The 24068-nt window shown below is 40.7% G+C and carries 16 protein-coding genes and 1 pseudogene; 5 read left to right on the top strand and 12 right to left on the bottom strand.

Features of this window, described 5'->3' with window-relative positions:
- Positions 1–121 precede the first annotated feature (121 nt).
- A complete protein-coding gene (locus J1G40_RS12140; protein ID WP_265242911.1) occupies positions 122–1075 on the top strand; it encodes a helix-turn-helix domain-containing GNAT family N-acetyltransferase in 954 nt (317 codons plus the stop codon).
- Positions 1076–1196: 121 nt separating this feature from the next.
- Here J1G40_RS12140 and J1G40_RS12135 read toward each other — a convergent pair whose 3' ends face one another.
- From J1G40_RS12135 to J1G40_RS12105, 7 genes are all read right to left on the bottom strand, one after another.
- Positions 1197–1997: an FAD binding domain-containing protein gene (locus tag J1G40_RS12135; RefSeq protein ID WP_265242910.1), complete on the bottom strand. Its 801-nt coding sequence runs from the start codon at positions 1995–1997 to the stop codon at positions 1197–1199.
- Positions 1998–2009: 12 nt separating this feature from the next.
- Positions 2010–4370, bottom strand: a complete 2361-nt coding sequence (locus tag J1G40_RS12130) for a xanthine dehydrogenase family protein molybdopterin-binding subunit (RefSeq protein WP_265242909.1) — start codon at positions 4368–4370, stop codon at positions 2010–2012.
- A gap of 3 nt (positions 4371–4373) precedes the next feature.
- Positions 4374–4838, bottom strand: coding sequence for a (2Fe-2S)-binding protein (locus tag J1G40_RS12125; RefSeq protein WP_265242908.1), 465 nt, complete (start codon positions 4836–4838; stop codon positions 4374–4376).
- Between the two features lie 40 nt (positions 4839–4878).
- Entirely contained in the window at positions 4879–5337 is a 459-nt protein-coding gene (locus tag J1G40_RS12120) for a CoxG family protein (protein WP_265242907.1), read from the bottom strand.
- Positions 5338–5454: 117 nt separating this feature from the next.
- Positions 5455–6639, bottom strand: a complete 1185-nt coding sequence (locus J1G40_RS12115; protein ID WP_265242906.1) for a vWA domain-containing protein — start codon at positions 6637–6639, stop codon at positions 5455–5457.
- Positions 6640–6680: 41 nt separating this feature from the next.
- Positions 6681–7577 carry an AAA family ATPase gene (locus J1G40_RS12110; protein WP_265242905.1) on the bottom strand — a complete coding sequence of 299 codons (897 nt, stop codon included), beginning with the start codon at positions 7575–7577 and terminating at the stop codon, positions 6681–6683.
- Between the two features lie 104 nt (positions 7578–7681).
- The gene (locus tag J1G40_RS12105) at positions 7682–9844 is read right to left on the bottom strand and encodes a TonB-dependent receptor (RefSeq protein WP_265242904.1); all 2163 of its coding nucleotides are present in this window, start codon (positions 9842–9844) and stop codon (positions 7682–7684) included.
- Positions 9845–10052: 208 nt separating this feature from the next.
- Here J1G40_RS12105 and J1G40_RS12100 point away from each other — a divergent pair, with 208 nt between their 5' ends.
- Both J1G40_RS12100 and J1G40_RS12095 read left to right on the top strand, forming a co-directional pair.
- On the top strand, positions 10053–10472 hold the full coding sequence (locus J1G40_RS12100) for a DUF2141 domain-containing protein (RefSeq protein WP_265242903.1): 420 nt from the start codon (positions 10053–10055) through the stop codon (positions 10470–10472).
- 114 nt (positions 10473–10586) lie between these two features.
- Entirely contained in the window at positions 10587–14009 is a 3423-nt protein-coding gene (locus J1G40_RS12095) for an ATP-binding protein (RefSeq protein WP_265242902.1), read from the top strand.
- A gap of 70 nt (positions 14010–14079) precedes the next feature.
- Here J1G40_RS12095 and J1G40_RS12090 read toward each other — a convergent pair whose 3' ends face one another.
- The 4 genes and pseudogenes from J1G40_RS12090 to J1G40_RS12075 all read right to left on the bottom strand — a co-directional run bounded on the left by J1G40_RS12090 (position 14080) and on the right by J1G40_RS12075 (position 21190).
- On the bottom strand, positions 14080–17592 hold the full coding sequence (locus tag J1G40_RS12090; RefSeq protein WP_265242901.1) for a 4Fe-4S binding protein: 3513 nt from the start codon (positions 17590–17592) through the stop codon (positions 14080–14082).
- Positions 17593–17678: 86 nt separating this feature from the next.
- A complete protein-coding gene (locus J1G40_RS12085; protein WP_265242900.1) occupies positions 17679–18233 on the bottom strand; it encodes an OsmC family protein in 555 nt (184 codons plus the stop codon).
- 863 nt (positions 18234–19096) lie between these two features.
- Positions 19097–20540 (bottom strand): annotated as a pseudogene (locus J1G40_RS12080) (sigma 54-interacting transcriptional regulator); the annotation flags it as partial.
- 170 nt (positions 20541–20710) lie between these two features.
- Positions 20711–21190 (bottom strand): Dps family protein, encoded by a 480-nt coding sequence (locus J1G40_RS12075; protein WP_265242898.1) that lies wholly within the window; start codon positions 21188–21190, stop codon positions 20711–20713.
- A gap of 97 nt (positions 21191–21287) precedes the next feature.
- Here J1G40_RS12075 and J1G40_RS12070 point away from each other — a divergent pair, with 97 nt between their 5' ends.
- Positions 21288–22229: a LysR substrate-binding domain-containing protein gene (locus J1G40_RS12070; RefSeq protein WP_265242897.1), complete on the top strand. Its 942-nt coding sequence runs from the start codon at positions 21288–21290 to the stop codon at positions 22227–22229.
- A gap of 60 nt (positions 22230–22289) precedes the next feature.
- Here the strand turns inward: J1G40_RS12070 and J1G40_RS12065 are convergent, their stop codons facing one another.
- The gene (locus tag J1G40_RS12065; protein WP_265242896.1) at positions 22290–22487 is read right to left on the bottom strand and encodes a hypothetical protein; all 198 of its coding nucleotides are present in this window, start codon (positions 22485–22487) and stop codon (positions 22290–22292) included.
- Positions 22488–22625: 138 nt separating this feature from the next.
- Between J1G40_RS12065 and J1G40_RS12060 the strand changes: the two genes are divergently transcribed.
- On the top strand, positions 22626–23906 hold the full coding sequence (locus J1G40_RS12060; RefSeq protein WP_265242895.1) for a D-alanyl-D-alanine carboxypeptidase: 1281 nt from the start codon (positions 22626–22628) through the stop codon (positions 23904–23906).
- Positions 23907–24068 lie beyond the last annotated feature (162 nt).

Raw genomic sequence — 24068 nt, 5'->3', positions numbered from 1 at the left:
GTGCTAATGGTCATATATTATTACAACCAATAATCATTCCAGAAATTAATATGAAGGTTTGTAGGTAAAAGAATAAAATTATATATTTATGTAACTAGTTACGTAATTAATAGTATTAAATATGTTTTTTAACAAAGTTGGTAAAATGGCCATTGGTAGTCGCCTTCGCATGCTCAACGAGCGCATTTCAGAAGATGCACAGCAACTCTACCAAATTTACGGGGTTGAACTAAAACCCAAATGGTTCCCGGTATTTTATATGTTATCTACCAGCGATAGCCACTCCATAACGGCAATCGCCAAGGAGATTGGGCATTCTCATCCTTCTGTTTCTAAAATCGTGAGAGAAATGTCCAAAGCCGGATTGGTAGATGAGCAACCGGATGAAAACGATGGCCGGAAGAACATCATTTCACTTTCGGAAAAAGGTCAAAAGATCAGGATAAAGATTAAAGATCAGTATGCAGATGTAGACAAAGCCATTGAAAATGCCCTTGAGCATACCACCCACAACCTTTGGATTGCTATGGAAGAATTTGAATACATGCTAGATCAAAATTCTTTGCTGGGAAGGGTGCTGGATGAGAAGAAAAAAAGAGAGGCCAAAAAGGTTGAAATTGTCGACTATGAAGAAAAATATCGCCAACATTTCAAATCTTTAAATGAAGAATGGATCAGAAAGTATTTTAAAATGGAAGAAATGGATCATAAAGCTTTGGATCATCCCAAGACCTATATTTTGGATAATGGAGGTCATATTCTAGTTGCGCTATATGAGGGGGAAGCAGTTGGAGTATGTGCCCTGATTAAAATTGATCATCCGCAATTTGATTATGAATTGGCCAAAATGGGAGTTTCTCCTAAAGCTCAGGGAAAAGGAATTGGATGGTTATTGGGAAATGCCATTATTGATAAAGCCAAATCCCTTGGCGCCACTAGCTTATACCTGGAAAGTAATACCGTCTTAAAACCGGCAATTGCCCTCTACAGAAAATTGGGTTTTAATAAAATCTCAGGAATTCCCACCCCTTATAAACGCAGTAATATCCAAATGGAAATGAAAATAAATCCATAAAACAGGCGGTAACCAAAACTGCCGTTACCGGAAATTATGGTGTTAGACCGTGTAATATTTAATATGCCCTAAAAACAGATGGTATGGCAAGGCGCAGTGCATAAGTCCGGGACATTATCCCCTATGCTTCAAGCGCCTTTTTAACGTAAACCATGGCTAAATGTGCCCTGTAATCCGCATCAGCAAAATGATCGGCCATCACCTCTACCCCATCAGTGGCGTGAGACGCCGCATCACTATTGCCATTATAGGCCTTTTCAACTGCAGTCGCCCTGTATGGGGTATCCGCAACACCTGTTACCCCTACTTTAACCTCATTGCCATTTTTCACGGCAGCTACCCCCACGACGGCAAAACGAGAGGCCGATTGGTAAAATTTCTGATAATTTCCATTGTTTACTTTTGGGAAACGTATGGCGGTTATAATCTCATCCTCTTCGAGTGCAGTAGTGAAAATCCCCTGGAAGAAATCACTCGCGTCGATAGTCCTGTCGCCCTTCTTCCCTGTTACTTCAATTTTGGCTTCACAGGCCAAAACGACGGCCGGATAATCAGAGGAAGGATCTGCATGTGCCAGGCTGCCCCCGATAGTACCTCTGTTCCGTACCTGAATATCTCCTATAGTCTCAGCGGCCTGGGCCAAAATATTTAAATCGGAGGTAATTAATTCTGCATTCAATATTTCTTTATGTGTGCAATTGGCTCCAATAACGATTTCATCTCCATCTTCAGAAATTGCTTTCATATCGGAAATCCCGGAAATATCTATTAGCAATTCGGGCCTGTTGAGTCTCAATTTCATGGCAGGAAGCAGGCTATGCCCACCCGATAAAATTTTAGTATCAGATCCGTGCTTGTCCAGGAGGTCTACCGCCTCCTCTACGGATGATGCCTTTATATAATTAAACTTTGCTGGTATCATAACTTTAAAATTTTAGTTTTGAATTGCTTTCCATACTCGCTGAGGAGTAAGCGGCATTTGAATATCCTTAACCCCAAGATGGGCCACTGCATCAACAACCGCATTTACCACCGCGGGAGTTGAACCTATAGCACCTGCCTCACCAGCACCCTTAACACCCAGAGGGTTATGAGGACAGGGGGTTGTGGTCCTGTCTGTTTCTATCATGGGCAGGTCATCTGCCCTTGGCATGGCATAGTCCATATAGGAGGCATTAATCATCTGTCCGTCTTCATCAAAGACCACTTCTTCCAAAAGCGCCTGACCAATTCCCTGGACCACCCCACCGTGAATCTGACCATCTACAATCATAGGATTCATCACATTACCTACATCATCGCATGCGATAAACCTTTTAAGATCTACTCTACCGGTATCTGAACATACCTCCACCACAGCAATATGAGTCCCAAACGGATAGGTGAAATTTGCAGGGTCATAAAAACTCGAAAAATCCAATCCAGGTTCCAGGCCTTCAGGATAATCATGGGGTACATAAGCCGTTAAAGACACATCCCCAAAACTCACTGATTTATCTGTTCCTTTAACCGTCCATTTCCCTTCTGCGTATTCAAGATCCTCCTCAGCGGCTTCCAATTTATGAGCAGCAATCTTTGCCCCTTTCTCCAATACTTTTTCTACACTTTTGATTATAGCACTACCCCCAACAGCAAGACTTCGGGAGCCGTAGGTGCCCATTCCAAAGGCTACCTGCTCTGTATCTCCATGAAGAATTTCCACATCATCCATATCTATTCCAAGTTTGTCTGCAACGAACTGTGCAAATACGGTTTCATGCCCCTGCCCGTGAGAATGAGTTCCTGTAAATACAGAAACTTTCCCTGTTGGCTGTACCCTTACGTGGCCTACCTCGTACAATCCGGCTCTTGCACCCAGGGCTCCTACAACGGCTGAAGGAGCAATTCCACAACCTTCGATATACGTAGATATTCCAACGCCTAATAATTTACCGTTCTTGCGGGCTTCTTCCTGTTCCTTACGGAAATCCTCGTAGCCCAGCATTTCGAGCCCTCTTTTAAGTGTCTCTTCATAATTACCGCTATCATATTGTAAGGCAACCTGGGTCTGATATCCTGGCTGCTCTATCCCGTCAAAAGGAGGTATAAAGTTCTTAAACCTGATTTCTGCCTGATCCAAATTCATTTCCGCCGCTGCTTTAGAAAGCATTCGTTCCAGTAAATAGGTAGCCTCCGGGCGTCCTGCTCCTCGATAGGCATCTACAGGTACTGTATGTGTAAAAGGTGCTGTAACATTTAAATGGATCAATGGTGTAGTATATACCCCCTGAAATAAGGTACCGTGTAAGTAAGTAGGTACGGCTGGTGCAAAAGTAGAAAGATAGGCTCCCAGACCACAATACTCATCTGTCAGGTGGGCCACAATTTTACCTTCCTTATCAAATCCCATTTTGGATGTCACTACATGGTCTCTGCCATGTGCATCGGTTAGGAATGCCTCGCTGCGATCGGATGTCCATTTAACCGGTCTGCCAATTTCCTTGGAGGCCCAGGTTACTAATGCTTCCTCCGTATAGTGATATATTTTACTACCAAAACCTCCCCCTACATCATGGCTTACCACTCTAACCTTATGCTCAGGTATTCCCAATGCAAAGGCACATAACAACAGTCGGATCAAATGCGGGTTTTGGGTGCTTGTATAGAGTGTCCATTTATCTGCGTTTACATCGTAATCGGCAATATAAGATCTCGGCTCTATGGCATTAGGAGCGAGACGCTGATTCCTGAACTCCATTTCTGTTACATGGTGTGCTGCCTCCAGTGCAGCCTCTACCTCTGCCCTGTCGTTCCCTATGCACCAATCAAAGGCTGCGTTATCTGTCCATTGGTCGTGCACAAGAGGTGCTCCGTCCTCCATGGCATCACGCGGATTGGTAACCGCCGGCAACTCTTCATAATCAACTTCTACAAGTTCTGCCGCATCCCTTGCTAATTCCAGGCTTTCGGCAATTACTATGGCAACTGCTTCCCCAAGGTGACGAATTTTATCTTTTGCCAGGAGCGGATGCATTGGTTCCCTCATGGTCTCCCCGTTCTTGAAATTAACCTGCCATCCACATGGCACGCCATACTGGCCACACCCATCATCTGCCGTGTATATGGCCACCACCCCATTGGCATTCCTGGCAGCTGAAGTATCTACATTTAATATTTTAGCATGGGCATATGGACTTCTGACAAAGGCCACCTGTGTCATTTTAGGTAATTTAATGTCATCGGTATACTTTCCTGCTCCCTTTAGAAAACGAGCATCCTCTCTCCTTTTAACTGATTTTCCTATAAAATTTCCCATGAGTTATCCATTTATTTTCTCAGCAGCATGCTGAATAGATTTAACTATGTTGTGATAGCCGGTGCATCTGCAAAAATTACCTTTCAGCCCTTCTCTGATTTCCTGCTCTGTCGGGTTGGGGTTGTTCTTAAGTAAGTCTGCTGCAGTCATTACCATCCCCGGTGTACAAAATCCACATTGTAACCCGTGATTTTCTTTAAAGGCTTCCTGGATTGGGTGCATTTCAATTCCATTTGCCATTCCTTCAATTGTTGTAAGTTCACAGCCATCGGCTTGTACGGCCAGAATGGTGCACGATTTAACGGCATCTCCGCCCATAAGAATAGTACAAGCGCCGCAGCCACTGGTATCACAACCAATATGCGTCCCTGTCAGGCTAAGTGTTTCCCGCAGGTAGTGAGACAGGCTCATCCTGGGTTCAATATCACTGGTATACACCTTCCCATTGATAGTTAATGTTATATTCATATTTTAAGATTAAAATTTAAACTCTTTATCTGATCAACGCTTAAGATTCCGTTTGCTGTTGTTCTTTGATATGTGTTTCCATAGCCTGAAAAAATTGCTTGGATAACGTACTTACAACCCCACTCATAATTCTTTGTCCCATTCTGGCTAGTACCCCAGACATCTTGGCCGTTCCTGTATAGTTAATCTGGGTATTTCCTTCCGGGAGGGGTTCTAAGTTCATTTGTATCTCGGCCACCACATTACCCATTTTGCTTTTCTGATCTACAACAAGCACACAACTATGATTTTCAACTTTGTCTTTTATAGACAATTCACCTTTAAACTCCCCTTTAACCGGTCCTACTTTTACTTCAGATATGGCATGATACGTGTCTTCTCCTTTTTCTTTCAATTCTTTTACTCCGGGGGTGATCTTTTCCAGAATCTCAGGATCCATTACCATATTCCAGAAACTGACTGGTGTTGTATTTAAGGTATGGCTTCCTGAAACTTTCATGTAGAATTCTTGGGTCTATGAAGATAAAAATTATGATGTGAATTCCTGAAATTTTTAACTGTTTTTTTATCTAAATGACTAATTATTTACATCATTAAACAGCTCCTCTGTAATTATTTAAGAATAAAACTGATTTTTCATAATATCTCGTCGCTTCACCGAAGCATGGATGGCCTGCTTTAAACTATCCAGGTTATGGGCAGATACAAGCGTATCTATATAAGGAAGTGCTGTTTTCATTCCCATTGCATCCGGTGAAAATTCGGGGTTTCCTGCAAGAGGATTTAACCAAATTACCTTTCTGGATTTTTTATAAATAAATTTCATGGCTGCCTTCATGGTAAGGGGATCCCCGGTATCCCATCCATCACTTAAGATAAATACAATGGTTTTTTTATCCAGATGGCTATGGCCGTAATTCAGGTTGAAATCTAAAAGACAACTCCCTATGGTAGTCCCACCAGACCAGTGCGGCACTCTTTCGGAAATGGTATCAAAGGCCTTTTCAAATTCATGATTATTCAGCATTTCACTTACTTTATGTAGTGCAGTGCTAAAAACAAAGGTTTCTATTTTATCATAAGCGTTTTGAAATGCATAAATAAGATGAACAAAAAATCTGCTATAGAGGTCCATAGATTTACTTACATCACAAAGAAGAACCAATTTTAATCTTCTGTCTTTCCTCTTACTATACACTAAACGCTGCATTTCTCCGCCGTATCGCATATTATCCCTAATGGTCCTTTTAATGTCAACAATCCGGCGTTTTTTGGTTCTTTTCTTTAACCTGCTTTTCTGATGTGCAATCTTTCTAGCAAGCCTTTTCAACAAACTCATCATCAATAGCATTTCATCATCACTCAGGTCCTGAAAGTTCTTTTTGGTCAGGACTTCAATTGCACTATAAGAATGCAGACTTATTTCCTCTGTTGAAGGAGAAAGGTTCAGCCAGTCTTTTAAAGCATTGAATTGCGCTTCTTTTTTTTGAGCATCACTTAAGGTGTTCTTTTCAGGTTGATCCTCTTTTAGCTTTGAATTCACGGCCTTGGCATATTGGTCCCAGAACTCTGTATATAGGTCATTGAAGGCATTGAACTGGTAATTGTTTTTGGCCAGCACAGTCTTTAGCGATTGACGGAAAAACTTCTCCTCTCCAATTGGTACAAGTGAAATAGCATTAAGCGCATCGGCTTCTTCCGAAGGCCCCAGGTTAAACCCCTTATTTCTAAGAAATCTACAGAAATAGAGCATATTGGCAGACAAAGCAGTTCTATACGCTATAAGTGAGGGTTGATGCATAAAAAGTTCGTTAGATTTACGAATTGAGTTTGGGATAAAAATTATCCAATCCTTGAAACAACACCGGTTTTATCTAATAATTCTGAGAGCGCATCGGTAGTTTTTCGCATATCCTGCCAATCTTTGAGAACTACCCCCAAAGTACGTTCTACCACTTCTTTGTCCAAATGAGATAGATGCAGAATGGAGAGGGTCTTTGCCCAATCTATTGTTTCTGAAATTCCCGGTGTTTTTTCCAGTTTTAGTTTACGTAATTCCTGCATAAAAAGGCAGATCTGTTTGCCAAGCTTGGCGTCTATCCCTGGCACTTTGGCATTGACTATGGCCAGTTCTTTTTCAAAATCCGGGTAGTCTATCCAAAGGTATAAACATCTTCGCCTTAAAGCCTCTGACAATTCTCTTGTCCGGTTTCCTGTAAGGATTACATAAGGCCTGTGAACCGCTGATATGGTGCCAATTTCCGGAATAGTCACTTGCCAATCCGACAAAACCTCTAACAAAAAGCTTTCAAACTCTTCGTCCGCTCTGTCTATTTCGTCTATCAGAAGGACAGATTTTTTCTTGCTTGTTATTGCTTTAAGCACAGGTCTTTCCAATAAAAACCTGGCCGAAAAAATGTCTTTCTCTTTGTCTTTGATACTTTTAGACTCATTTTCCTGCATTTTTAGATACAGTAGTTGACGCTGGTAGTTCCATTCGTACAGGGCGTGGGTGCTATCTAGTCCTTCATAGCATTGTAGTCTGATTAATTCTGAATCCAGGGCTTTTGCGATGACTTTAGCAATCTCGGTTTTACCAACACCAGCGGGGCCTTCCACAAGAAGGGGTTTCTCCAATTTTAAAGCGAGGAAAACGGCCATGGCAATGGTATCTTCCGTGATATAGTCTTGCTCTAAAAGTAGTTTTCGAATTTTATCCAGTTCGGCATTTTCCATCATTAGAAATGATCTCTATGTTTGGAGTTTAAGATACCGAAAATCGAGTTGTGTTACAAATAGAACAATGGCTCGCACCTATTAGTTAAGTTGTAGCCTATATATTCTTATAGATTATCAAGCTGGTTACTTTTCTTATCGGAACTTATCGTCCAGAAGAAACCTACGAAAAAGAAACTATCTGCCGCCGGTCTTATCGCCCGGCGATCAAAATTGCCCTGGGCATTAGGTGTATTGGAGTATTGATAATTATTAATATTATTAAACCCTAACACATTGTTTACCGAAAAGTAAAGTATTTTCTGCTGATCTATTAAGTAGGCCCAGTTAATACTTAAGTTATTATAAGACGAAGTTTTGGCCGACATAAAATCCTGGGTATTGGGATTATCATAAGGCCTCCCGGAACCATAATTGTATGAGAGTCCAACCTGTGACCTCCAATCTGTTATAAAATATTTTGTAACGACCGAGAAATTGTGTTTGGCAGCAAAATTTGGGGTAACCCGTTCGCTGTAGTTACGATAGTCGCGCTGTGTATCTAAATAGGAATATGAAATCCAGTAATCCAGATAATCCACACTTTGGTTATCTCTCCAGAATACATCTAGTCCGGAGGCATATCCAAATCCACTATTGGTATATTGGGAATTTGGCAGAGGAATGTCTGTATTGTACTTAGTTAAATTATCATAATCCTTATAATAGGCTTCGGCCCTAAAAGTTCTGCCATCGCCCAGGTATTGATAATTTAATATGTAATGAGACGTTTTCTCACTTTCCAGGGTCTGGCTGAATTTCAGATAATCCGTGAGCGGGTTTTGGTAAAAATCTCCATATGCCAATGAAAACTGGCCTTTCTCACTGCTCTTATAGGCCAATGATACTCTGGGGGCAATATTGAATTCTCCGAGCACATCTGTATGTTCTGCGCGTAGCCCCAACTTCATTGCAAACCGCTGACTAAAAAATATATCCGCTTCTGTAAAAACCGCGCCAAGGTGATCCTTATATCCACTATCAAAAGCAAACCCATCCTCTGCTGTAAAAGTATCCTCGTAATCGGTTAAAAAATATTCGGTCCCAAGGCTAAGATTAAGGCGGCTATTAAATCCTTTTTGCAATTTTAGTTTAAGATGTGTTGCTGTTTCTTTTGTCTCTATAACATCTGTCATTAATTCTATATCATTGGAATCCAAAGAAAGACCAACTCCGGCGTTGAGTGTCCATTCGTTTCCAAAGAAATGTTTATATGAAGAATTTAAGTAGAGATTGTTATTCTTTAATTGAAAGCGTACAAAGTCGTCAAAATTTATGTCTTCCTGTTCAATATCTAAATTGCTGTGCGCATAGGCCGTGTAGAATTTAAACATATTCTTTTCTCCTTTACTTCTGAATACAGCCTCTCCGGAAATAGACTCATAAGGGCTGTTCCAACTCACTCCCTGGTTAGACGGAATTAATGCTTCGTAAGGAGCGAGGTTAATATAACTGGTATTAATACTTAGAGATTCATCTCCCCAAATCTCGGTATGTCCCAGGCCTGCACCGACAGACATTAAAGAGATATCTGTTTTTTCCTGATCGGGAACATCCGTTGTATTGAGCAAAAGAACACTGGATAGTGCCTGCCCGTATTCAGCAGAATAACCTCCCGTACTGAAAGTAATCCCCTTAAATAAAAACGGCGAGAACCTGCCACGGGTTGGTATATTGTTAGCGGTTGCACTAAAGGGTTGGAAGACTCTTAAACCATCAATAAATACCTGAGTCTCCTCTGCAGCCCCTCCCCTTACAAACAATCTCCCATCTTCATTAACTGTACTTGTCCCCGGTAAAGTCTGTAAAGCGGCTACAAAATCGCCCGCCGCGCCTGCTGTGGTTACAATATCGAGTGGCTTTAATACAGAGGCCTTAGAATTATCTCCTGCCTCAAAAGTGCCGGCAGTGAGGGTTACTCCACTAAGGGCATTGACCGCTTCGTATAAGGTAATTCTGAGTTCCTTAAAGTAATTTACATTACCGGCTTCGTAATGGGTTTCATAGCCCATCATGGAGATGACCAGATTTTGGGTGCCACTTTCTGTGGTTTCGAAATTAAATTCTCCGTTTTCATCTGTAGAAGCCCCATCATAAGTTCCATCGAGATACACATTAGCTCCACTTACGGGCAACTCATTATCGTCTGTTATTGTCCCTGATATTAAGGACTGCCCCATGGCCGAAGTAACAGCAATTAAGAATATGAATAAAAATAGCGGCTTTCTCATGTTGATTCGTTTTTGATACCACAAAGATGATCTGATCCCTATTTTTTTCCCAAACAGACAGACCGAACTGTTGAATTTTTGCACTGAATTGGAAGTGATGTTTTGAGCTACAATTGGGTCGCTATTTTCAACAGTTGAGTCGCATTTAGTTTCACGGATTATCCAGGGTTTGCATTTTTGACCCATCATTAACATCAAAACATTAAATATGAAAACTCTAGGACTTATTTTAGGATTATGCATGACAGTATTAACCACCTATGCCCAGGACACAGACGGAGTAACCGTGACCGTAACTTTGGAAAACGTTTTAAACTCTAATGGTAAAATACTTGCCGGACTACATACTGTAGAGACATTTATGAAAGGACAGGGAATAGATGGATATATGAATGACGCTAAAACTGGGGAAATGACTTTTACCTTTGAAAATGTTGTTCCCGGAACATATGCCGTCTCTGTTCTGCATGATGAGAACAACAACATGGCAATGGACTTTGAGAGTAACGGTATGCCAAAGGAAAACTATGGAATGAGTGGGAATCTTATGGAAATGGGGCCACCAACATTTGAAGGGTCAAAATTTGAAGTTGAAGGGGAAGATGTTGAACTAAAAATTCGTTTTTAGGCGAATAAAGATTATTCTCAAATTATATTAGAAAGGCCGGTAGCTTTACCGGCCTTTTTGTGGTTTGATCATTATACACTACATTTAAATTATGAAAATGCTCCCTCTATCAAAATGGAAAGAAAAATATCCATATTAATCTGGAGCATCTTTGTCTGCAATTTTGCTTTAGGACAGACCGCAAAAATAGATTCTTTAAAAAATGCTTCTGGCCTGGCAGTTTCTGATTCTTCCAAGATCAAGATTCTCAAGGACATCTCATGGGAGTACCTCAACAATAGATACAATGGAGATCTGGCCAAGGTATATATAGACAGTGTATTTGATTTAAGTATAAAAGCGGAAATCCCATGGGGCACTGCTCTGGCGAATTACCAATCTGCCGTTCTGGAAAGACAGCAAGGCAATTATGACAGGGCATTAGATTTTATAAACGCGAATCTTGCTTTCTGGGAAACCAGAGACAATCAAAATGCCCTGGCTAACGGCCTTTACCAGAAAGCGGTTATCCTTGACCATCTTGGAAGCTATGAAAAGAGTCTGGACATCTATTTTTCCATTTTAAAAATCTATGAAGAACAACAAGACAATTTTAGTATAGCTACCACTTTAAACGCCCTGGGTGAGATCTTTAAGAAAACCGGAAAAATGGAAAAGGCCATGGAAAGTTATACCCGGGCTCTGGATATTTATACCGGATTGGAGAATAAGCTGGAAATGGCCAATTGTAATTTCAATATTGGCGATACTTATCTTCAACAACAAGAACTGGATAAGGCACTCTTTTATTTTAACAAGGCACTTGCTTTAGATGAAGCCGTTAATAGTCAATGGGGTATCGCCTATGATGTTGAAGCAATTGCCAAGGTATATGGCTTAAAAGGCAACTATGCAGATGCTATTAGTTATAATCAAAGGGCACTTAAACTCAGAGAAGCACTACAGCAAAAGAAAGAACTGTCTATGAGCCATACCCAATTGGGTAAAAATTACATCGCTCTTGGTAATTATCCTAAGGCTCAGGAACATCTAACAGAAGCCATCCGTATCACAGAGGAAATCGGGGCCAAACCAGAGTTACAGACCAATTATGATGCCATAGCTACCCTACACGAACAAACTGGTAATTTGCAACAAGCACTAAATTTCAAGAATAAATCTACCATCTTAAAAGACAGCTTGTATAATATTGCTAAATCCAGACAGATTGAAGAATTGCAGGTGCGCTTCGATACGGAAAAAAAACAGAGCGCAATTGCCACTTTGGAGAAAGATGCCGAAATAAAAGACCTAAGGCTTAAGCGGCAAACAACAATCAGAAACATTTTGATAGGTTTATCTCTTGTACTTGTATTGCTGGCTTATGCTTTGTTCAACAGATACAAATACAGGCAACGCATTAAACTAGAGGACGAGGAAAAAAGGCGGATGATAGAAGTGGAAAAGGAAAAAACCGAAATTGAGCGTAATAGAGTAGAAGAGCTTAAAAAGATAGACAAATTAAAAGACGAATTCCTCGCCAATACTTCGCATGAATTAAGGACACCTTTAAATGGTATCATAGGCCTGTCAGAATCCTTAAAAGATGGGGCAGCTGGGAAACTCAACGCAAGGACCATAGAAAATCTGGATATGATCACCAATAGTGGAAAGCGACTTGCGCATCTGGTGAACGATATTCTGGATTTTTCAAAATTAAAAAATAGCGATTTAGAGTTGTCTTTAAGACCTGTCGATTTACAGGCAATTACAAGAGTTGTCCTTAAACTTTCAGCCCCGCTTATCGATGATAAAGAATTACAATTAGAATCCGAAATTGGTCCGAAAATTCCTATGGTGGAAGCCGATGAGAACAGGTTGCAGCAAATTCTTCATAACCTGCTTGGTAACGCCATAAAATTTACAAATTCAGGAACGGTTAAAATAAGTGCCGAATATAAAAAAGACAGGGTTTATATTGCTATTTCAGATACCGGGATAGGAATTCCGGAAGAGAGAATGGAGGCCATTTTTGAGTCTTTCGAGCAAGGCAATGGTTCAACAGCCCGAGAATTTGGGGGAACAGGCCTGGGCCTTTCCGTAACAAAACAGCTAGTAGAACTACATGGCGGTAATATTGAAGTAAGTTCCGAAGTAGGGCAAGGATCAGTTTTCACCTTTTCACTACCAGCGAGCAAAGTTGCAAAATCGGCTACATCAGACCCAACAGATCATTATAGTTCGATTACTCAAAAATTAGAAGAACATAATGCAGTAGACCAGCAAAGTACCACAATCAAGGAACAGGAATTGAGTACTGCCAAGATTCTGGTTGTAGATGACGAACCGGTAAACCGAAGAGTTCTGGAAAATCATCTCACTCTTGCCGGGTATACAGTGGTTGAGGCCAGCAGTGGAAATGAAGCCCTGCAAAAGATAGCCCAGGAACACGACTTTAACCTGGTACTACTAGATGTAATGATGCCGGTAATGTCTGGATACGAAGTTTGTGAAAAGATTAGAAAAGATAATCTTCCCAGTGAGCTCCCGGTTGTGTTATTAACAGCAAAAAACAGAGTAAGCGACCTGGTGATTGGATTCAATGTTGGTGCCAATGATTACCTGACCAAACCTTTCTCCAAAAACGAGCTGTTAAGCAGAATGAAAACTCATTTGAACCTCAGTGGTATTCACAAGGCTACTAGCAAATTTGTACCTACAGAGTTTATTAAATCCGTTGGAAGGGAATCAATTACCGAAATTTCATTGGGGGATCACGTCCAAAAAGATGTAACTGTACTTTTTAGCGACATACGTCATTACACCCATCTGGCAGAGAATATGACCCCACAGCAGACTTTTAAATTTGTGAACTCATATGTGGGCAAAATGGGTCCCTTAATACAGGCCAATATGGGCTTTGTAAACCAATATCTGGGTGATGGGATAATGGCGCTTTTTCCTCATAAAGCAGAACATGCTCTACAGGCCGCCATAGACATGCAAAAGGCCATAGCGCAATACAATATCAAAAGAAAGTCAGAGGGTAAAGAGGAAATATCGGTAGGAATTGGTTTGCACACCGGCTCTTTGGTGATGGGAATAATTGGCGATATCCATCGTAATGATACGGCGATTATTGCTGATACTGTTAATACTGCTTCGCGTATGGAAGGTGTCACCAAGCATTATGGTGCCAATATTATCATCAGTGAAGACAGTCTTAAGACCATTAAAAATAAAACTGTCTTTGGACTTCGATTTTTAGGAAGAGTGAAGGCCATAGGAAAAGATAATGCAGTAGGTATTTACGAGTGCTTTGACGGAGATTCTGTCGAAATGGTCAAGCTAAAAAAGAAAACCTTGCCCGAATTTAAAAAGGGACTGGAGTTCTTTTTTGCTCATGAATTTCCAAGAGCCTCAGCGTCATTTGACAAAGTGCTTGGGAAAAACCCGAATGATCTAGTCGCGAAATATTTCGTAACCAAGTCTGCAGAATACACTATCGCAGGTTCGCCCAAAGATTGGGAAGTAATAAATACCATGAAAGAAAAATAATCGGGTTATGGCAATTGATGTTGTAAACATTGACCTATTTCTAGATAAACTGAAACAAAGCTTCCGTTTCTTAATAAGTTGTAGGCCTGGATATGGGCATTGTAGCATGTAAGCTGTTGATTTGTTGCTGCCGTAATAATTGGGTTCTGTTTGGAATTGAATTCGACGCAAGTTGTAAATACCTGTCATATCTGCTATCGATTCCCAGTTGCAATTTATGCTTTAAACTATTAAAACTCTCTTTATCGTTTTGGAATAATCCTCTAAATCTTTTTTCAAGTCTTAAATATTCCTCAATAGGAAGGCTGGGGGCTTCAGAATCTAGCTGTAAAGTGTTTAGGTTGCTCAATCCTCGCATGGGATCATTTCTGTACAACAACCACTGACCACTGTCGACCGCAGCTTTATGATATTGAGCCGGTGCTTTCAGATCTATTCCATGTGCCGGACTATGACAATATGCTATAATAAGAGAAGGTCCGTCAAAGCTTTCTGCTTCCAAAAAAGCATTAAGAGTATGTTGTTGATCCGCGCCTATTGCGACCGAAGCTATGTAAACTCCTTCGTAATTCATAGCCATAAGACCAAGGTCTTTCTTTTGACGTAGTTTACCCTTATCTGCAAATTTGGCCGCCGCCCCGTAAGGAGTTGCTTTGGACATCTGCCCGCCAGTGTTTGAGTATACTTCGTTATCCAATACCAGGATATTAACATTCTTCCCTGAAGACAAAACATGATCCAGGCCACCAAAACCGATATCATAGGCCCAGCCGTCCCCACCAACAATCCATATACTCTTCTTCACAAGACTATCCGCTATACTAATCAACTGCTTCGCCTCTGGGATAGCCAGAGCTGCCAGCCGGGTCTTTAATTTGTGAATATTATTGCGTTGTTTGGCAATTTGATTTTCGTTGTCCTGGTCTTGAGAAAGGATCTCATCCACTAGCTGCCTACCTACTTTATCCTTTAAAGTAATTAGCAATTGCTTTGCGTGATTTTCTTTTTGATCCAAAGACAACCTGAAACCCAAACCAAACTCAGCATTATCCTCAAAAAGGGAGTTTGACCAGGCCGGACCTTTTCCGTCCGCGTTTTTTGACCAGGGCGTAGTGGGTAGAGCACCGCCAAAAATAGAGCTTGCTCCTGTCGCATTGGCTACAAGCATTCTCTCACCAAACAACTGGGAGATTAATTTTAGATATGGTGCTTCCCCACAGCCATCGACCCCCGTGGAATATTTAAAAAGCGGTTCCTGTAATTGTTGTTGACTTACAAGTGATCGATCTATTTTAGTTCTGTCAAATTCCGGGATCTTCTTAAAGAATTCCCAGTTTTCGAATTCCGCTTCTTGTGTTACTGCCCTTTCTTTTAGCTCTAACGCATTAGGCAAGCAGGCCTCTACGCAGTTATGACAAGAATTGCACTGATCCGGGTTTATTTGCAGCCGGTAATTTAAGGGCGCAACTCCATTGATGAATTCCTTGGATGGTATGGTTTTAAAAGATGCAGGCGCCCTTTCTAGTTGCTCATCCTCTAACGCCTTAATTCTGATAGCCCCTTGCGGACAGGCCATACTACAAGCGCCGCATTGGGTGCAGGCATCCATATCCCACCAGGGCATTTGATTGCCCTGGCCAGAGGAATTATATTTGGCGGTATCCGTTGGATAGGTTCCATCAGCGGGAAGCAAGCTTACAGGGATATCATTTGCATTATTGCTCAAAAGCATCCCCAACAGACTTTGACCAAAATAAGGGTCTTCTATCAAGGCAGTGCCAGCTACCGACTCCCAATCGCTGTAATCTAACGCAGTTACCAAAGCCGGAATAGACTTAAACTTGGAACTGTTTTTCAAAGAAGGGTAGATTTCAAGAAATGCACTATGGGCAGCGGCCAAAGTCGATTCTCCTTCAGCAGAATCATCCAACTTCGCATTTTCATCAATGGTACACAAGACTACATTTTTAGCTGCCATTTCCTTAATTCTTGTTGTTGGGATCTTCAACTTCAAATCAGCTGTACTTAAGGAGGTACGAAGCAAAATGACTCCGTTGCGCTTTATTCGCTTCAAGGCATCGTCATCTACAATGAACTTTAAGGATTCGCAATAAATAAAGTCCGCCTGGTTAATTAGATAAGGCAGACGCACTGCTACCGGACCAACTCTCAAATGTCTGACATTCCTGGCATTCGACTTCCTGTAGTCTATTTCCGTATAGCCCTGAACAAAATTGTCTTGCGTTAGCAACTCCATAGTTGTTTTAAAACTACTTCGGGTATTTTCGGATTTCGTTTCATAAAAAATGGCCTGAGTCATACTTTTCTCAAAAGGCTCCATTGAAGTATACGGCAAGCTCAATTTGGTTACATCATCATTAATACCAATAGTAAAGCCGTTTTTGGGTTGTTCTTTTTTTAAGTTATCTACTATTGCGGTCACCATCCCTGGAGTAAATTCTTTAGAGGACAGACCGTATCTGCCCCCTACTACTTTAGGTAAAGCTCCGCCAGCGGCAATATTTTCGGACTGCATAATTGCCTGTAGTATGTCTAAATACAAAGGCTCGCCAGCCGCACCTGGTTCTTTGGTTTTGTCTAATACAGCGATGGTTTCACAACTTTTGGGTAAGACTTTAAGCAAATGCTTAGCGCTAAATGGTCTGAAGAGTTTTACCTTGATCAGCCCTATTTTACTCCCCTTTGCATTTAGCTCTTTTATAGTTGCAGCAATAGTTTCTGTAGCGGCACCCATTGCCACTATTACCTGGCTGGCTTGTGGGTGTCCTGTATACTCATATAATTTGTATCTCCTGCCGGTTAAATTTGCGAATTTATCCATCTGTTCCTGAACCAAATCCGGGCAGGCATCATAGTATCGATTTATGGCTTCACGAGCCTGAAAAAACACATCTGGCCCCTGTGATGTTCCACGCAATACCGGTCTATTTGGGTCAAGCGCCATGGTCTTGTGTGCCATAACCGCGTCCTCATCTAACATGGTTTTAATCACCTCGTCGGGTACCAACTCAATTTTGGAAGTTTCATGAGAAGTTCTAAAACCGTCAAAAAAATGCACAAAAGGTATTCTCGATTTAAGACTGGCTGCCTGAGATAGCAATGCAAAGTCCATCGTTTCCTGGACGTTAGCAGCTCCCAGAAATGCATATCCTGTATTTCTGGCGGCCATTATATCGCTGTGATCCCCAAAAACCGAAAGTGCATGAGTAGCCAAAGTTCGGGTTGCAACATGGATGACATTTGGAGTAAGTTCAGCAGCAATTTTATACATATTTGGCAACATCAGTAAAAGCCCCTGAGATGCGGTAAAAGTTGTGGCTAATGCTCCGGTTTGTAAAGCACCGTGTAATGCACCAGCGACGCCTGCTTCACTTTGCATTTCAAATACGGATGGTACGCTGCCAAAAATATTTTTTTTGTTGTCTATTGCCCAAGTGGCAACCGCTTCGGACATTTCCGATGCAGGCGTAATTGGATAGATAGCACAAATCTCGTTGGTTTTATATGCGATATGCGCAGCGGCCTCATTTCCTGTACTCAATATGTATTTACTGTCTTTCATTTTAATTATTATCCTGCTGATTGCGGTTTAGAGTGAAAAAAAGGCCACTCTTGTATGTCTTGAGTGGCCTTTTTTTTTAAATAAATCTACTGTTTTTCGAATTCGATAGAAACAGGAGTTGGATTAGAGATCATATCAAATACTGGTGAAAACTGAGCAAGTGCTCTAAGTTGTTCCTCTGACGCATCTGACTTTACTTTATACTTCACCTGGATTCCGTCGTATCCCTTTCTAATTTCCGGATCCAGACCTAAGAATCCCTGAAGATCAACACCTCCTTCTAAGGTAGACTCCATGCCTTCAATGTCTATTCCCTGAGCAGCAGCGTGATATGTCATCGCTGCTGTTAAGCAAGAACCTAAGGCGTGCAGTACAATCTCCGCCGCACTTGGTGCAAGATCTTCACCTAACAATACCTCTGGGTGGTCAGCTTCCATGGTAAAAGTCTTTTTACGTGTGGTGTCTTCTTCGCCAACACCATAAAAACTCTTTACACTGGTGACACAATGCCCACCTTCGATCCAGTTGTTCTTAGCTCTGAATTGGAATTTTGCTAATTCAGGATTCCCTTGAACTGCTTCTACTGTAGCCATCAATTGTTCTACATTTACTCCGTTTCTTTTGTTTTCTGTTGTAATCATTTTTCTAAAATTTAATTGTTAAAGATTTTGTTTGGTTAGTTAAATGCATTCGCCGTGCCAAAAGATACAATTCCTTGTATTTCAGGCTTTTATACAGATGCCAGGTATAAATTAGAATAACGATATTTCGTGTATTAACGATTTTTCATTACTGAATTCACGAGATCTCGAAGAACATTCAGGGATATAATTGTAAAACGTGAGGAAGGTGTGAAGAACAAATTTTGTTGCATGCCAGGTCCGGATATTTCATAGGCAGGTAAATGGTATTGTTGTTATTCTCCTGAATGCTTCATCCGGAATTGTTTGACAAACTCTTGCTATTTATGGTCTAATTGAAGATTTCGCTTCATTATATAATTAGTTGTCAATGTTTAAATCATACATCCAGAAATAAGAAGCCACCGACAATTCATGTTTTAATGAATTTACGTAAGTAGCTAACGGAATTTTGTGAGGCTAAATAGGGCGTTTGATATTCAATGCTTTAATTTTAGAAGTAAGCGTGGTAGGCGGTAGTTTAAGTAAAGCGGCAGCACCACCCTGACCCGATATTTTCCAGGCGGTTTTCCGCAATGCTCTTAAAATATTTTCCTTTTCGAGAGCGATCATCTCTGTGGAAGTATAAATTTTACTTGACTCCTCTGAATTTACAATTACATCTTCGACCCCGGATTTCGGAATCAAGGCCTCCCAGCTCAACTTATTGTTTTGTGAGACGATCACTGCTCTTTCAACGATGTTCTGGAGTTCCCTGACATTTCCAGGCCAGGGGTAGGCAGAAAAAGCCATTTTGTCTTCTTCAGAAAGCGGGGCCACTTTCTTATTCAGTTTAGCGGCAAATTGATTAATCATTTCCTGAGCAATCAAATGAATATCCTCTCCTCTTTCTCGAAGTGGGGGAACCACTATAGGGAACACGTTGAGACGATAGTAGAGGTCCTCTCGAAATTTCCCCTCTCTGGAAAAACGTATAAGATCTCTATGGGTAGCAGCAATTATTCGCACATCAACTTTGATGGTATCTGAACTCCCGACAGGGTCGAATTCTCCTTCCTGAATTATACGCAACAACTTAGGTTGCAATTCCATGGGTAATTCTCCAATCTCATCTAAGAAAATTGTGCCCTTGTCTGCCAGGAGAAAACGGCCCTTCCTGCTACTTGTTGCACCGGTAAAAGCTCCTTTTTCATGACCAAAAAGCTCGCTTTCAATAAGGTTGGCAGGGATAGCGCCACAGTTGATTCTAATAAGTGGTTTTGAGTTGCGTAAACTTGCCTTATGGATGGCCCTGGCAACCAATTCTTTCCCGGTTCCTGTCTCACCCTGAATGAGCACAGTAGCATCGGTCTGTGCTACCTGTTCTACTAAACTTAAAACTGCAGACATGGCCTTGTTCTTTGCTATTATACCATAGCTGCTTGTCAATTCCTTTATTTCCTCCTCCAGATAAGCCGTCTGATTGGTCAGCTGGTTTATGGTATCTTCCGCCACTAAACGTTCCTGGATGTTCCGGAGGATTAAGGTATAATAACTAACCTCATCATCACCGTATCTGCTTATAGTACCTTCATTAAGGGTTATAGTTTCTTCAGATCCAATAACCTTGACGATTTCCGGCAGATAATTATTAATTGCATTTTTATCACCTTCAAGGCCAGATTTAACTAGTGATTCAACCAGATTAGCGCTTGCATCGTCAAAAAAGAACAGCACATTGCGCTGCAATACATCTTTATTCTCTAACAAGGCATCAGCAGATGGGTTGGTAAGTATTATCCTGAAATTATCATCGAACATAATTATGGCATCCATTGCGCCATTGATCAGGCCGCTCATTTTATAATTGGTGAACTCTAACTGCTTCTTAGAACTGGCCAGGCGTTCCTGAATTTCATCCAATTCCCGGTGACGGCGAATCATTACAGACAGAATCCCTTGTGCAAATCCTGCATCATTTTTCATTAATTCCAGAAAATGCTCCCGATCTATTTTCGCTAACTGGGTTGGTTCAATAGCGGTCACCGAGGCAGAACGTTCCTTGTTGTCGATTAGAGCGTATTCTCCAAAGCAATCCCCAACTCCTAATTCTTCAAAATGATGTTCTTTCTCGTGAACACTTACCTTTCCTTTTAAAACGGCGTACATCGCTTCTCCCGGTTCTCCTTTCCTGACGATCTCATCTCTTTTTTCATAGAGCACTACTTCAACATTACTACAAAGATTATTCAGGGAATCATCAGATACTTCAGAAAAAAAAGTTACCGCTGCGAGTATTTCAGATAAGTTTTCAACAGGTTCGGACATATGCGCATTAGATGGTTGCTGATACTAAATATAAATATTTATGACTTACCACCGCAAAACTTATAATTGGCAAATCTTATTGCGGAGGTCAACTACAGCAGAATTCAGGGAAAAGAAAAACCTGTGAGTTTTCTGCAAACTCACAGGTTTATGCTATTAATCTGATTATTTTATATCTGCTCGGCCAACCAGGCCTTCATCATCCACACCGTTTTTTCCTGCTCGGTGATAAAATCGCTCATCATACTGTTGGTACCTTCATCATTGGCTTCGCCAGAAGTGTTTAATATTTCTCTTTCTAATACCAATAGTTGCGTCAATGAAGCCACTATAAGCCTTATTGCATCTTCGTCTCCACTTATGTTTTTACCTATTGGTACCTTTGAATGTTCGGCATAATCTTCAAAGGTGTGCAAAGGCACCCCTCCCAAAGTGAGAATTCGCTCAGCAATTTCATCTACTTTGATATTGGCATCGGTATACAATTCCTCGAATTTAATATGAAGATCAAAGAAGCGCTTACCCTTAATGTTCCAGTGAATACCCCGTAAATTTTGATAATACCTCTGGAAATTGGCCAGTAATACATTTAAATCCCGGCTTAGTCCGGCAGATTTTTCTGCATCCAGACCTATACTGTTTACTTTCATGATTTTGTTGTTTAGTATAAAATTATCATATATAAATGTGAAAATTGATAAATTTTATTGATAGTTTTTATATTTTTATAGTAGAAACTTATTATTGATGACTATAACCCAATTGCAGTACGTACTGGCAGTAGCCGAGTACCAGAACTTTACGCTCGCTGCTGAAAAGAGCTTTGTAACCCAACCCACTTTGAGTATGCAGGTGCAAAAACTAGAGGATGAGTTGGACGTATTGATATTCGACAGAAGTAAAAAACCAATTTCCATAACTGAGGCTGGCAAAAAGATAGTGGCACAGGCGAAGAACATTGTCAACGAAGCGGAAAGGATAAAGGATATTGTTGACCAGGAAAAGGGATTTATCGGAGGGGAATATGTGCTGGGCATCATCCCTACCATTATGCCTACTTTATTACCAATGTTTCTAAAAACATTTATCAGAAAATATCCCAAGGTAAACCTGATCATTAAAGAACAGAGTACGGAAAATTTAATCCGGAATATTCAGGACGGGCATTTGGATGCAGGCATTGCGGCTACCCCTCTTGGCATCGATTTTATAAAAGAAAGACCACTGTATTATGAACCCTTTGTAGGTTATGTACCCAATAATCACAGGTTGAGTAAAAAGGAACAGCTCAGGCCAGATGATCTTGAACTCAGTGATGTTTTGTTATTACAAGATGGTCATTGTTTTAGAGACGGGGTAATAAATCTGTGTAAGTCTCCCAAAGATTACGGCGAAGAAAAATTTCAGTTGCATAGTGGTAGTTTTGAAACACTGATAAATTTAGCAGATGAGGATATGGGGATGACGCTCTTACCTTACCTAAATACCATTGAGCTGGATGCTGCTAAAAAGAAAAATTTAAAATATTTCCGAAATCCTTCACCCGCTCGTGAGGTGAGCCTTATATACCATAAAAAGGAGCTTAAAATCCAGATCACGGAGGCTATAAGAGATGTGATTTCCGGTATAGTCAGAGGTGCAATTGCCTTTCAGGATGTTGATATTATTAGCCCGGTGAATAATAAATAGTCCCTATTCCCATAATCGGGACAGAAGGATAAAAAAAGCCACCTAATTGGCGGCTTTTTTTTATTGTTTTAAATAAATTAAACTTGGCTGCAGTTCTGGCTTATCCGTTATGAACCGCCTTAACCAGAGTTTCAATTCTTCAATTTCGTAGGGGAGTAATCTGGAAATTGCCTTTTTGAGTTCTTTGCTGAACAATTTAGCATCAAAACTTACTTTTTGGAGTACAGTTTTCGTATACTCCAGCATAGCTCTAGCCATATTCTCTGTTAATTTAGTTAGACTGTTGTTACGAATTTAACTAAAAAAAGGTATTCAATATTGCTCAATTTCCGTTAAAAATTAGATAAATTCATCTTAAAATCGATAAAAGGGGTCTATTCATCTAAAATTTCACTTTTGAGACGCTACCAGGTTATTTTAATTAATTTACTGATAATCATATTTTTAGGAGCCTGTGCTAGCCAAAAGAGGGCCAAGATCAAAAAGGGAATCAAGACGGTTATAGACCATAGGGCTTTTGAAAACCACTTTCAGGGTGTTTTTATTTACGACCCTGCTACCAGAGATACCCTTTTTAAAAAAAACAGTTCCAAATATTTTACCCCTGCCAGCAATACAAAAATTTATACCCTATTTGCAGCGCTAAACTTATTGCCTGAAAAATTACCGGTGCTGAAGTATGTATTTAAAAATGATACGCTCTATTTCCGGGGAACTGCAGATGGCACACAACTACACCCATTTTTCAAGGATAGTACAAGTATAAACTTCCTGAAAAAATATGATAATCTATCGTACTCACCTTATGCGATTGAGGATGAAAAATTTGGTCCTGGCTGGTCATGGGATGATTACCACTGGTATTACTCGGCCGAAAGAACTGCCTTACCTCTTTACGGCAACGTTGTGTTTGTTACCAATACTCCGGAATTATCAGTTTCGCCATCGCTCTTTGCAGATAGCATTGTTAATGTTTCAAATTCAAAGAACAGAAACCCTAATAAGAATATATTCTTTTTTGATCCCGAGAGAAAAGACAGTACGGAAATCCCATTCCTAACGAACAAAATCCTGACCAAAAGGATGCTTGAAGACGTTGTTAACAAAGCTGTTAACCTTGTAGAACAAATGCCCGAAGGTCAACAGCAAGTACTTTATGGGATGCCTGCTGATAGTGTATATCAAAGAATGATGCAGGTGAGCGATAATTTCCTTGCAGAACAGCTACTGATTCAGGCTTCTACAGCAATTTCCGATACGCTTAGCAGTAGAAAGACGCGCCAATATGTACAGGATTCGCTGCTATCAGATTTACAGCAACCGCCTAGATGGGTAGACGGGTCGGGGCTTTCGAGGTATAATTTGTTTAGTCCGGAGTCTCTGGTACATGTTCTGGATAAATTGTATTCAGATATTCCCAGAGATCGTCTTTTTAGCTTTTTTCCAGCAGGTGGTGTTTCGGGTACCCTGGAAGACTGGTATCCCGGAGGTGATGCTCCATATATTTATGCCAAAACTGGTTCTTTAGGTAATAATCACTCTGTCAGTGGTTATTTAATTACAGCATCGGGAAAGACACTCATCTTTAGTTTTATGAATAATCATTTCCGTAAACCTTCTTCAGAAATTAAAGAAAGAATGCAGCTGGTTTTTGAGTGGGTACGAGACAATTACTGATTACAGCTAACTGCGCACTGATTACTGTTCACTGATCACTGTTCACTGATCACTGATCACTGATTACTGCTCACTGATTACTGCTTACTTTATCCAGCCGCATCATCTCGCAGCCTTTTTCAATCATCCACAGGATAATCAAAAAAGATCTCGTGTTCACTG

The organism is Muriicola sp. Z0-33, from assembly GCF_026126425.1.
Taxonomy (GTDB): Bacteria; Bacteroidota; Bacteroidia; order Flavobacteriales; family Flavobacteriaceae; genus JAFMPW01.
Note: the sequence above shows the minus strand (reverse complement) of the source record. Positions and strands in the feature narration are given on the sequence as shown.